Below are 11,559 nucleotides of genomic sequence, written 5' to 3'. Positions count from 1 at the left end.
CGCGTCGTGTGGCGTGTTGCCACGCAGCAGGGCCATGCCCGCCTGCCGCTGGCGCCGGTTCAACTGCGCAAACTGCGCGATAAAGCTGATCCATTCGGCTGGCTGCATGGTCTGCTCCCTGTGTGGTGGGTATGCAGAGTCAGACAGCAGCGCCAAGGAAAGATTCCTGCATTTCCCCTATTTTACGAGGACAGAGCCATTAAAAATCGCGCATGCGGTCGAACACCTCGCACAGGCTGGCGGCGTCGACGCTTGCCGCCCCTGCGCGCTGCTGCACTTGCGTCAATACCTGTTCCAGCGCCACATAGATTTCATCGCGCTCCACCGTTTCGATGATGCTGGAACGCCGCGCCATCTGGTTGAACGCGGCGACATAGTCAGTAACCATCTGCCGTGCAATGCCTTGCGCGGCCGCCCCATCGCCATCCGCATCGATGGTGCGCGCCGCAGCCAGCAGCTTTTTATAGGCCTGGGCGGCCTTCCTGGCCTGCGCCACGGCGATGTGCTCGCGGCCATCCCAGTTGCGGAACGGGTTGTCCAGATTTTCCGCCAGCCATTCCGGCGTGCGCGGCCGCGTCACGGACAGCTCCAGTCCCAGCGCCGCCGCTTTCTTATAGCGGGCCTTGATCGCCTTCGCCGCATCGGCGGGCAGGCTGGCCAGGTGCAGGCTGGACAAGGCCGGCATCTGCGCCGGCGCGGGAAACTCATCGGGGTGGTAGCCGAACAGTTCATGGGCGGCAAATTCGCGCAGGCACGTCAGGCGGGCGATGCTGCCCACGTTCGACGCGAGTGCCGGCTTGCCCCACACCGTCAATTCCGCCAGCTGCGGAAAGCGTCCGGCCACGGCGGCGAAATCCACGGCCGGCATGGCGCTCAGCGACAGCTGCGCCAGCTGGTCGAGACCGTGGAACGGCGCCACGGCGCCCGTCAATTGCAGGCGCAGGAAGCGGCCCGCATGCGGATCGTCGATGCGCAGCGCGGGCGACGGCGCGCCATTCACTATCAGGGAGGACAGGCCATCGTTCAGGCGCACGGTTTGCAGCCCTTGCGGGTCCAGGATGAGGCGGCTGACATGGCTGTTGCCCAGGCCGAGTTCCGTGACCGTCGATGACCGCCAATGCACTTCACTGATCAGGGGGTGGCTGTTGAGATAGGCGGCCAGCGCGGCGCTGCCCTCGCGCGTCTCGATCGCCGTCAGGCAGGGCAGCCGGTCCAGTTCCGCCACGTCGCCCAGGGCCTGCAGGATGCTGTCGCCGATGCGGCTCGTATTCTGGCGCAAGGACTGGCCGGCAAGCGTGACTTCCTCGCTGGTCGCGGCCTTGAAGCGCTGGCGCCTGGCAGGATCGACCTGCTCCCAGCGGCGCTGGCGGACCACGCTGTCGCCCATGTGCCAGCCGCCGCTGTAGCTCTTCACTTCCTCGTCGGCCAGCGGCGCGATATTCGCAATCCAGGTGTAATGCGGCGGCACGCTGGCATTGGCAAAACTGTGGTCGTGGCGGCGGTTCCAGAAATAGTAATCGCACACCAGCGGGCGCATCGCGCGCACGGCGGCCGCATCGGGCAAGCTGTCGCCCGTCCAGTCGAGCTGCAGGACGGCGGCCAGCGGCGCACCGGCGGACGAAGCATCGTCCTCGATGGCCGTGACCTGGCAAGCCACGTATTGCTGCAGCCTGGGCGAAAACACACTGTAGATATCTCCAACTTTGGCAAGCACTGTCTATCCTTCCGGCGAACGCTGAGGCCGGACGATAGCAAAGATTGGCGGCGCGCGGCGTACGCACCGCCATGCTGCCTGGCCTGCTCAGTCCGCGTGCAGCTTGTGGTGCATGCGGCGCAAGCCCAGCCATACCCCGGCCGCCACGAACGGCACCAGCGCGCCGACGAGGATTTCCGGATTCACGGGCAGCCCCATCACCTTGGCCGCCTTGCCCGTGTAGCTGAACAGGCCGATCACGTAATAGGATATCGCCGCCACGGACAAGCCTTCCACGGCCTGCTGCAGGCGCAGCTGCTGCGCGGCGCGGGCGTTCATCGATTGCAGGATTTGCCGGTTCTGCAATTCCTGCACGATGCCCACGCGCGTGCGCAGCAAGTCATTCGTGTTGGCGATGCGCTGCGCCATGGCTTCCTGGCGGCTGGCCATCGCTTCGCACGTGTTCATGGCCGGCGTCAGGCGGCGATCCATGAATTCCTCGACCGTGGGAATGCCCTCGATGCGCACTTCGCGCAACTCTTCGATGCGCGCCTTGACGAGGCCCATGTAGGCTTTCGAGGCGGAGAAACGGTAGCTATTGTCGAGCGAGAGCTTCTCGATGCGTGCCGCCAGGCGCGTGATGCGGTCGAGCAAGGCTTGCTCGGCCACGCCCTCGTCGGCCTTGGCCAGGCCAGGCGCATCGTCCGTGTCGACCATGGCGGCGGCCAGGGTCGCCAATTCGTTCTCGATGGCGTTCAAGGATGGCGCCGCCTGCATGGCGTACGGCAAGCCCAGCAAGGCCATCATGCGGTAGGTTTCGATTTCCAGCACGCGCTGCACCAGCCGGCCCGACTGCTGCGAACGCATGCCCGCGTCGCGGATGACGAAACGGCTGAAGCCGTCGGACTGGATCGTGAAATCCGTCCATAGTTCGCCGCCCTGCAGCACCTTGCTGCCGGCCAGGGTATTGCCCTCGAACACGCGCGACAAGCCTTGCATGAAGATCTCGGCAGGCTCCGTTGCCTGCTCGAGCACCACGTGGGCCGCCACCATCAGCTTGCCCTTCAAGCCCGCCAGCCACTGCTGCGGCAATTGCTCGAGCGGCATGCGCTCGAACGCCTGCTCCAGGGGCAAGGCGGTGCCAGGATGCTCGGCAAAGGTAAACGTGGCAAATTCCGTGTGGCACTCCCACTTCAGGCGGAAGCGGCCGAAATCGTAATAAAAATACTTGGCTTCGGCGGCGGGCGGCGTGACGCCGAAATGCGTGCACAGGGCCGCCAGGGTGGCGTGCTGGGCAGCCATGTTCGACGCCCCGGGCGCCGCACTGTCGTCCTTGTAGACGGCCAGATGGGTGATCAGCTCGGGGGCGTCGAGCTGCAGGAAGGGCCGCGAGTGGATTTCCGCTGCCAGCGGCACGCGCAAGGCGTGGTTCAAACTGGAGTTAATCAAGTGCATGATAGCCAAAGGTAAAGTTGCAAAACTGCTTAGACCCGCGCGCGTGCTGGCGCGCCCGCGGCGCGGGTCTGATTGTCACAGTGTAACAAAGCAGGAAGCATGCCCAGCCATTAGCTCATCTTTCCATGCATTCACACCCCTTGCGCAACGCCAACAGCCGCAGTCTGGCGCGTGCCCAGCCACCAGAAAAACGCGGCCAGCACGACGGCCGCAGCTTGCCCCATGGCCAGCTTGAAGGCGCTGTCGAACAGCAGCGGCGCGACAAAGCCGGACACCAGCGCGAACAGCACCATCTGCACGAAATTCTGCAGGGACGCGGCCAGGCCCCGCATCCGCGGAAAAATATCCAGGGTCGACATGGTCATGCCCGGCAAGGCCAGCGACATGCCGAATGCATACAGCATGACGGGCACGACGGCAAACGGGATGCTGGCGGCACACCAGTGGTTGTACGCCATGTTCAAGGCGCCCGTGGCCGCCATTACCAGCAAGCCCCAGCGCACCAGGACGCTGCTCTTGACCGTGTGCGCCAGCTTGCCGGACAGGGCCGAACCCAGCACCAGGCCCGCCACCATGGGCACGAACATCCAGCCAAAGCCCGTCTCCGGCAGGCGCAGCAGTTCCAGGATGAAATGCGGCGCCGAGGCGATGTACAGGGCGAAGCCGCCAAAGGCGAAAGCCACGGCCAGCGAACGCAGCAGGAAAGTACGGTGCCGCAGCGCCTGCCAGTAATTGCGGGCGATGGCGCCCAGGTGGAAGGGTTGGCGTTGCGCGGCGGGCAAGCTTTCTGGCAAGCCTTTCAGGCAGGCCAGCGCCAGCAGCACGGTGACGCCGAACGTGAAGACGAACGTCGATTGCCAGCCATAGGCCACGTGCAGCCAGCCGCCGATGATGGGCGCGATGGCGGGGGCGATGCCGAACACCATCATGATATTGGCCAGCATCTTTTGCGCGGCCGCGCCCGACAGGCTGTCGCGCACGATGGCCTGCCCGATCACCCTGCCCGCCCCCGCCGACGCGCCCTGCATGCCGCGGAAGAACAGCAGCCAGCCAAAGCTGGGCGCGAACGCGGCGCCGATGGAGCCGACGGCAAAGATCAGCAAGGAGGCCAGGATCACGGGACGGCGGCCGAACGAATCGGACAAGGTGCCGTAGAACAAGGTCATGAAGGCATAGGCGGCCAGGTAGACGCTGAGGGTCTGCTGCACCAGCACGCTGCTGACGTCGAAATGGCTGCTGATCGCGGGAAACGATGGCAGGAAGGTATCGGTGGCAAACGGGCCCAGCATGGACAGGCCGGCGAGCACCAGGGTCAGGTTGCGGGCCTTCATGCGCGCACCGCCGTTTCCCCATGCTGGCGGCGCAAGCCGTCCAGGGCCGCCAGCGAAAACGCGGCGACATGCTGCGCGATGCTGGCGATGCCCGCCTCGTCATAGGTGATTTCCGGCACGACCAGCTCGTGCACGATGCGCGAACGGGCATAGAACACCACCTGGCCAATCACGCTGAACACGCATTTCTGCACCACCGGCGCCGGCATGTCCGGCCCCACCACGCCACGGATCAGTCCCGTGAACAAGGCGTGCTGGGGCCGCACATTGCGCTCGGCCAGCTTGTGGATGGCGGCCGTCGGCTCGATCAGTTCGCGCGCCACCAGGCGGCTGAACAGCGACGCCGGCCCTGCGCGCAGCATGTCGAAAACGAGCGCTTCGATGGCCAGGCGCAATTGCTCAACGGGCGGCAGCTGTGCCTGCGCACTGGCGGCGGCCACGTCGGCCGCCGAGGCGCGCGCCAGCGCGCGCGCATAGTCGAAGGCGGCCAGGTGCAGTTCTTCCTTGCTATGAAAATAATAATTGACCATCGCCACGTTGACCCGGGCCGCCTCGCAAATCCTGCGCACGGAGGTAGCCTTGTAGCCATCGTCGGCAAACAAGTCGGCCGCCACCTGCAGGATGCGCGCGCGCGCCGGCTCGCTTTCTTTTTCAGTGCCCTTGTCTTCTGTCATGTTGTCTTTACCATTTAAACGCTTGTTTAATATTGGTAGGAATTATATCAAACAACCGTTTAATTTTCAGGCAGACGTAAAAAAGCCCGGCATGCCGGGCTTGCGTGCAGACTGGCGCGATCAGTGCTTCATGGCCGGCATGGTGCCCGTGGCGCCCAGCGGCCGGGCCACGGCCGTCACTTCGATGGTTTCGCGGTGCTTGTCCTCGCCTTCCAGCACCAGGGTCAGCGGGATCTTGTCGCCCGCCTTCACCTGCCCTTTCAAGTCCAGCAGCATGACGTGGTAGCCGCCCGGCTTCAGTTCCACGGCTTTGCCGGCTGGCAAGGCGATGTCCTTGACCTGGCGCATGCGCATCATGTTGTCCGCCATGCTCATTTCATGGATTTCCGCCACGCCCGCCACGGACGAGCGCACTTCCAGCAAACGCATGGCTTTCGGCGCCGTGATCTGCATGAAGGCGCCCGTGGCCTTTTGCTGCGGCACGGTGGCGCGCACCCACGGATCAGTGATCTGCACGGCGCTTTGCGCGGCGGCGGAGAACGACAGCACGGCCAGGGCCGTGGCCAGCAGGGTTTTCAGATGGGTCATGATCATTCCTTTCAGAGATATTTATAAGGTGTATTTCGATTTCATCAAGGTCTTGATGTCTTGCACGCATTCGTCGCCCGTCAACTGGTGCTTCAAGCCCAGGCGCATGCGTCCTTCCGGATCGAGCACATAGCTGATGGCCGTGTGGTCCATCGTGTACGAGCTGCCGCTGGGTACGCGGCGGTAGAAGACCTTGTAGTTGAAGGCCGTCTGCGCCGTATTTTTCGGATCCGTGCGCAAGCCGAGGAAACTGGGGTCGAAGGCGCGCATGTATTCGCCCAGCAACTCGGGCGTATCGCGCTCGGGGTCGATGCTGATGAAGATCACTTGCAGTTTATCGGCATCGGCACCCAGTTTCTGGCGGATTTCCAGCGCCCGCGACAAAGCCGTCGGGCACACGTCCGGGCATTGCGTGAAGCCAAAGAAGACCATCACATATTTGCCCTTGAAGTCGGCCAGGGTATACACCTTGCCGTCGGGGCCGCTCAACTTGAAGTCGGGCTTGTAATCGCCGCCCGTCAGGTCGAGGCCGTTGTAATGGGGTTTCGGTGCTGGCTCGCAAGCGGCAAGCGTCAGCAATCCCGCCGTGCCGGCGAGAAGGAAGAGACGACGTTTCATGGTAGTTCCGGCCCAATGGGCGTAGTTGATGCAAATCAGGAAGCAGATGCCGTGCCGCCAGGCGGCAGGCAGAACAGGGGGATTCAGGCCGGCGCGGGCGGACCGCGCGGACGGCCGGCAAGCCAGGCGAACTGCGGCTGCGGCGCCTGGTAAAACAGGGGCGGATACGCATCGTGGCCCGTGACGGCGGCCAGCGGCGAGGCGGACGGCGGCAAGCCCACGCTGCCCGCATGGTTCATGCAGAACGGGCAATGCTCGATGTGGTGCAGCACGGAATCGGTGGTCGATGTCGTGGCCTTGAAAGGGGCTGGCAGATCGGCTTGCGCGTACACGGCACCGCTGGCCGAGCAGATGTCGACGGCGGCGCCGTTCGCATTCGCGTGCAGGGAAGCAAACGCGTACGACAGGGACGGCGACAGCGCATTGAGCAGTATCGCCAGGCAGGCGAACCACATGTGCCACTGTTTGCGCTTCAATAAAGATCCCATGGCCCGATTATAACGGAGTCTGGCTATCCGGGCGCAGGGGTGGATACGGGGCCGGACACCGCGCCCTGTCCGCGCAGGAACAGGCTGGGCCGGATGCCGGCCACGTCCACGCAGGCGTCGCAAAACGCGGGGATCGAGGCAAAGCCGGAACCGGCCGCCACTTGCGCCAGGTCGCGCGCGGCATCGCCGCCGCCGTGGTCATGGCCTTGCGCGGCCGTGTGCAGCGCGTGCGCCAGGCGCTGTTCGCGCACCAGGCTGAGCAAGGCTTCCCCTTCCGCAAACAGCCGTGCCCTGGCCTTGTGCGGCGTGACTTGCCACAGGGCCGCCAGGCGGGCCGCCGTCCACTTGCCTTGCGGCGAGTGAAAGATATGCCGCGCCAGGGCCTGGCTCCAGCGCTTGCCGCCGCCGTGGCCCGCCTGCGCCTCGTCCGCTTCCAGCGCCAGGGTGAAGACGGCCGGCTTGCCCCGTCCCGGCATCACGTCGCAGGCGAAGCGCAGGAACGCGGGCACGACGAAGCTGTCGCCGCTGCCCAGTTTCTTGGTGGTGATTTCATTATGCAAGGTAACAAAACCCTGGCGCACGGTGACGCGCAGCCTGAGCGGAAAGCGCAAGCCCAGCAAGTGCAAGGGATGATCGGAAACGAGTGCCATGCGTCAAGTCAATATCATGAACGAGGCATCAGCATGCCACACATCGCGCGCCCCGTCTGTCATCACAGCGACGCCACGCCGTAGCGGCGCAAGCCATCGAGGTCCACCACGCGGATGGCCTGGTAGGCAATGCTGATCAGCTTGAGCTCGGCCAGATGGCCCAGCGCCTGGTTCACGCGCTGGCGCGAAATGCCGGTCAGCAAGCCGATTTCTTCCTGCGACAGCTCAAGCACGCGGGACGTGCGCGGATATAGCATGGGATGGAACAGCTGCGCGATGGCCTGCGCCACTTGCGCGTCGACGGCCAGCAGGCGCTGGTTCTGGATGGTGGCGATGAATTGCCCCATGCGCTCGTTGAGCTGGCGGATGACGAAGGCGTTGAAGGAAAGGCTTTCAGCCAGCAGCAGATGAAACAGGTCCACCGGCACGAGGATGATATCGGAGGCGCGCACGGCCACCACGTCGTAGCGGCGCAGCTCGCGCTTGAGCACGCTGCCTTCGCCGCACCAGCCGCCGGCCGGCACGCCGGAAAACGTGGCGCCGCGCCCGTCGGCATTGTAGACGGCCAGCTTGATCAAGCCCGTATGCACGCCGATCCAGTGCTGCGACGGCTCGCCGCGCCGCGTGATGACGGCGCCCGCCTCATAATGCCTGACGAGGCTGTGTGCGCGCAGCAGCAATTGATGCCGGGCATCGAGGGCCGCAAACCAGTCGTGGCTGTCGAGTTCGGGTACTGCATTGATGACCTTATCGTTGCTGTCCATTCCATCCTTCAATTGCCGCTACTGACTTGTCACTAAGATGACAGTGATTTTCCAGCGCCGGTGCTATGCTAAGCCCTATCAATCCCGAAACAGGGAGCTGCAGAATTTTTTTACCTGGAGACAAGCATGACACCCGACTTCAACACCGGTCTCGGCAAAAACAGCGCCAACTATGCCCCCCTGACCCCGCTCGACTATATCGCCAGGGCAGCCGCAGTATATGGCAATCGCCTGGCAATTGCACATGGCGCACTGCGCCAGAGCTGGCACGACACGTATGCGCGCACGCGCCGCCTGGCCTCCGGCCTCGTCAAGCTGGGCGTGGGCACGGGCGACACGGTGGCCGTGATGCTGCCGAACACGCCCGCCATGGTGGAAGCGAGCTTTGGCGTGCCCATGGCAGGCGCCGTCCTCAATGCCCTCAATATCCGCCTCGACCTGGCCTCCCTGACCTTCATGCTGCGCCATGGCCAGGCGAAAGTCTTGCTGGCCGACACAGAATTCGCCGACCTGGCGCGCCAGATGGCGGCGCAGATTCCCGGCTTGCGCGTGATCCAGGTCAATGACGTGCTGGGTCCGGAAGTGGAACCCTTTGCCGAGCTCGACTATGAAGCCTTGCTGGCCAGCGGCGACCCCGAGTACGCCTGGCAGGGGCCGGCCGACGAGTGGGACGCCATCGCCCTCAACTACACGTCCGGCACCACGGGCGACCCGAAAGGCGTGGTATACCACCACCGCGGCGCGGCCTTGAATGCCCTGTCGAACATCCTGGAATGGGACATGCCCAAGCATGCCGTCTACCTGTGGACCTTGCCCATGTTCCACTGCAACGGCTGGTGCTTCCCGTGGACCGTGGCCGCCCGCGCGGGCGTGAACGTGTGCCTGCGCAAGTTCGAGCCGAAGCTCGTGTTCGACCTGATACGCGACTTGCGCATCACCCATTATTGCGCCGCGCCCATCGTCCATGCGGCGCTGGCCAACGCGCCCGCCAACTGGCGCGAGGGCATAGCCTGGACCGTGCGCGGCATGGTGGCCGGTGCGCCGCCGCCGGCCGCCATGGTGGCCAAGATCGAAGCCATGGGCTTTGACTTGATCCACTCGTACGGCTTGACGGAAGTGTATGGCCCGGCCGCCATCTGCGCCGAGCAGGATGAGTGGGCGGCCCTGAGCCAGGAAGAACGGGCCGTATTGAAATCGCGCCAGGGCGTGCGCTACCACCTGCAAAGCGCCGTGGCCGTGCTGGACCCGGAGAGCATGCAGCCGGTAGCGGCCGACGGCGAACAGATCGGTGAGATCATGTTCCGCGGCAATATCTGCATGAAAGGCTACCTGAAAAATGAACAGGCCACGCAGGAAGCGTTCGCGGGCGGCTGGTTCCACACGGGCGACCTGGGCGTGATGTATCCGGACGGCTATATCAAGCTGAAGGACCGCAGCAAGGACATCATCATCTCCGGCGGCGAAAACATTTCCAGCGTGGAGGTGGAAGATGCCTTGTACCACCATCCGCAAGTGCTGGCCGCCGCCGTCATCGCCCAGCCCGATGAAAAATGGGGCGAGACGCCGTGCGCCTTTGTCGAACTGCGCGAAGGCGCGAGCGTGACGGAAGCGGAACTGATCGCCTTCTGCAAGAACAACCTGGCCGGATTCAAGGTGCCGAAAGCCATTTATTTCGGTCCCCTGCCCCGCACCTCGACGGGCAAGATCCAGAAGTTCGAACTGCGCAAGCGCATGCAGTCCGACAAGGCCATCGACGTCTGATGCGCTTGCCTGGTCAGTCGCGCTTGCCAGCCAGCCACGCCGGCTGCGCCACCACCAGGCGCGAGAAGCTGGCCACGCTGGCCACGCCGGCAAAACCTGCCGCCAGGCACAGCGCATACGTCGTGCCCCGCGTGGCGGAAATCGTGAAGCAATAGGCGACCAGCGCGGCGCCGCTGGCCTGGCCGATCAGGCGCGAGGTGGCCACCACGCCGCTGGCGCCGCCGGCCCGTTCGGGCGGCGCGCTGCCCATGATGGCTTTCAAATTGGGCGCCTGGAAAAAGCCGAAACCGACGCCGCACAAGGCCATGCGCCAGCCGATGTCGAAGGCGCTGGGGTGCGCCGGTATCCATACGAGTGTCAGCAAGCCGCCCGCCAGCGCCGCCAGGCCGATGCCGCCCAGCACGCCCGGCGAATAGCGGTCGCTCAGCCGCCCGGCCACGGGTGCCATCACGGCCACCAGCACGGCCCACGGCGTCATCAGGAAACCCGTTTCCACGGGCGAACGGCCGAGCGTCACTTCAAAATAGAATGGCAGCGAAACGAAGGCCAGCCCCTGCGCGGCAAAGGTGCAGATGGCCGTCAGCGACGACAGCAAAAACAGGGGACGGCGGAACAGGTCGATCGGCAGCATGGGCGCCGCGTGCCCCGCCTGGCGGCGCAGCAGCAAGACAAAGAAAATCGCCACGGCCACCAGTTCCGGCAGCAGGGTGGACAGTGCAGCGTGATGGGCCGCGTCGCCGAACAATAAAATCAGCAAACCGAAGGCGCCCACGTTGTACAGGGCCGTGCGCGCATCGAGCGTATGGCCGGACAGTCTGGTCGCCGGCAGCATGCGGCTGGCCAGGAAGAAGCCCGCCACGCCCAGCGGCACGTTGATGGCGAACAGCCACGGCCACGACGCCGTCGCCAGGATCAAGGACGCGGCCGTGGGCCCGATGGCAAACGCGACGGCCACCACCAGGGCATTGTTGCCGAAGGCGCGCCCCAGCAGATGCTTGGGATACAGGGCGCGCAACAGCGCCGTGTTGACGCTCATCATGGCGCTGGCGCCCACGCCTTGAAACAGCCTCGCCACCACCAGCGACGGCAAGGACCAGGCCAGCGCGCAGGCCAGCGAGGCGAGCGTGAATAAAAACATGCCGGAAATGAACACGCGGCGGTAGCCAGTGATTTCGCCCAGGGCGGAAAACGGCAGCAGGGTCGCCACCATGGCCAGCTGGTACACATTCACGATCCAGACGGAGGCGGCAGGAGTCGTGTGCAGCTCGCCGGCGATGGCCGGCAAGGCCGTGTTGGCGATGGCCGTATCGAGCGAGGCCATGCCGACGCCGATGGCCAGGGACAGCATGGCCCATAAACGGGCATTCGGCGGCAAGCCGTCCTCTCCCACGAGGAAGGGCTGCGCCCTGTTTTGCTTGAACATCATTGATCCGATACCAAATCCATGCCGCGCCGCCAGCCACGCTTGCGCCGGGCACCTTCTTGTTAGAGGCCAAGAGTATGGCCGCAGGCAACACACTAGCATGGATGAACGGAG

General features: G+C 64.7%; 11 protein-coding genes and 1 pseudogene. 1 reads left to right on the top strand and 11 read right to left on the bottom strand.

Annotation, left to right across the window (positions count from 1 at the left end):
• The 10 genes and pseudogenes from ACZ92H_RS27875 to ACZ92H_RS27830 form a co-directional block, all read right to left on the bottom strand.
• Positions 1–108: pseudogene (locus tag ACZ92H_RS27875) on the bottom strand (IS1595 family transposase); the annotation flags it as partial.
• 91 nt (positions 109–199) lie between these two features.
• Positions 200–1,714: a hypothetical protein gene (locus ACZ92H_RS27870; protein ID WP_465051790.1), complete on the bottom strand. Its 1,515-nt coding sequence runs from the start codon at positions 1,712–1,714 to the stop codon at positions 200–202.
• Positions 1,715–1,801: 87 nt separating this feature from the next.
• Complete coding sequence (locus tag ACZ92H_RS27865) at positions 1,802–3,148, bottom strand: DUF3422 family protein (RefSeq protein WP_465051789.1); 1,347 nt, start codon at positions 3,146–3,148, stop codon at positions 1,802–1,804.
• Between the two features lie 131 nt (positions 3,149–3,279).
• Entirely contained in the window at positions 3,280–4,479 is a 1,200-nt protein-coding gene (locus tag ACZ92H_RS27860; protein ID WP_465051788.1) for a multidrug effflux MFS transporter, read from the bottom strand.
• The gene (locus ACZ92H_RS27855; protein ID WP_131376907.1) at positions 4,476–5,153 is read right to left on the bottom strand and encodes a TetR/AcrR family transcriptional regulator; all 678 of its coding nucleotides are present in this window, start codon (positions 5,151–5,153) and stop codon (positions 4,476–4,478) included. Before ACZ92H_RS27855 ends, ACZ92H_RS27860 begins: the two co-directional genes overlap by 4 nt.
• A gap of 120 nt (positions 5,154–5,273) precedes the next feature.
• The gene (locus ACZ92H_RS27850) at positions 5,274–5,741 is read right to left on the bottom strand and encodes a copper chaperone PCu(A)C (RefSeq protein ID WP_465051787.1); all 468 of its coding nucleotides are present in this window, start codon (positions 5,739–5,741) and stop codon (positions 5,274–5,276) included.
• Positions 5,742–5,762: 21 nt separating this feature from the next.
• Entirely contained in the window at positions 5,763–6,359 is a 597-nt protein-coding gene (locus tag ACZ92H_RS27845) for an SCO family protein (protein ID WP_465051786.1), read from the bottom strand.
• 83 nt (positions 6,360–6,442) lie between these two features.
• Complete coding sequence (locus ACZ92H_RS27840; RefSeq protein ID WP_465051785.1) at positions 6,443–6,847, bottom strand: DUF2946 domain-containing protein; 405 nt, start codon at positions 6,845–6,847, stop codon at positions 6,443–6,445.
• Positions 6,848–6,870: 23 nt separating this feature from the next.
• A complete protein-coding gene (locus ACZ92H_RS27835; protein WP_131376913.1) occupies positions 6,871–7,497 on the bottom strand; it encodes a helix-turn-helix domain-containing protein in 627 nt (208 codons plus the stop codon).
• Between the two features lie 62 nt (positions 7,498–7,559).
• Positions 7,560–8,261, bottom strand: coding sequence for a Crp/Fnr family transcriptional regulator (locus ACZ92H_RS27830; RefSeq protein ID WP_131376916.1), 702 nt, complete (start codon positions 8,259–8,261; stop codon positions 7,560–7,562).
• 126 nt (positions 8,262–8,387) lie between these two features.
• Between ACZ92H_RS27830 and ACZ92H_RS27825 the strand changes: the two genes are divergently transcribed.
• On the top strand, positions 8,388–10,022 hold the full coding sequence (locus ACZ92H_RS27825; RefSeq protein WP_465051784.1) for an acyl-CoA synthetase: 1,635 nt from the start codon (positions 8,388–8,390) through the stop codon (positions 10,020–10,022).
• A 13-nt stretch (positions 10,023–10,035) separates the two neighbouring features.
• Here ACZ92H_RS27825 and ACZ92H_RS27820 read toward each other — a convergent pair whose 3' ends face one another.
• A complete protein-coding gene (locus ACZ92H_RS27820) occupies positions 10,036–11,448 on the bottom strand; it encodes an MFS transporter (RefSeq protein ID WP_131376921.1) in 1,413 nt (470 codons plus the stop codon).
• Positions 11,449–11,559 lie beyond the last annotated feature (111 nt).

Source organism: Janthinobacterium foliorum, from assembly GCF_978021625.1.
This window is presented reverse-complemented; position numbering and strand designations above follow the sequence as displayed.

Bases quoted from the DNA above. Each gene is read 5' to 3' on its own strand.
- ACZ92H_RS27865 (WP_465051789.1), bottom strand. From the start codon at position 3,148: ATGCACTTGATTAACTCCAGTTTGAACCACGCCTTGCGCGTGCCGCTG.
- ACZ92H_RS27860 (WP_465051788.1), bottom strand. From the start codon at position 4,479: ATGAAGGCCCGCAACCTGACCCTGGTGCTCGCCGGCCTGTCCATGCTG.
- ACZ92H_RS27855 (WP_131376907.1), bottom strand. From the start codon at position 5,153: ATGACAGAAGACAAGGGCACTGAAAAAGAAAGCGAGCCGGCGCGCGCG.
- ACZ92H_RS27850 (WP_465051787.1), bottom strand. From the start codon at position 5,741: ATGACCCATCTGAAAACCCTGCTGGCCACGGCCCTGGCCGTGCTGTCG.
- ACZ92H_RS27845 (WP_465051786.1), bottom strand. From the start codon at position 6,359: ATGAAACGTCGTCTCTTCCTTCTCGCCGGCACGGCGGGATTGCTGACG.
- ACZ92H_RS27840 (WP_465051785.1), bottom strand. From the start codon at position 6,847: ATGGGATCTTTATTGAAGCGCAAACAGTGGCACATGTGGTTCGCCTGC.
- ACZ92H_RS27835 (WP_131376913.1), bottom strand. From the start codon at position 7,497: ATGGCACTCGTTTCCGATCATCCCTTGCACTTGCTGGGCTTGCGCTTT.
- ACZ92H_RS27830 (WP_131376916.1), bottom strand. From the start codon at position 8,261: ATGGACAGCAACGATAAGGTCATCAATGCAGTACCCGAACTCGACAGC.
- ACZ92H_RS27825 (WP_465051784.1), top strand. From the start codon at position 8,388: ATGACACCCGACTTCAACACCGGTCTCGGCAAAAACAGCGCCAACTAT.
- ACZ92H_RS27820 (WP_131376921.1), bottom strand. From the start codon at position 11,448: ATGATGTTCAAGCAAAACAGGGCGCAGCCCTTCCTCGTGGGAGAGGAC.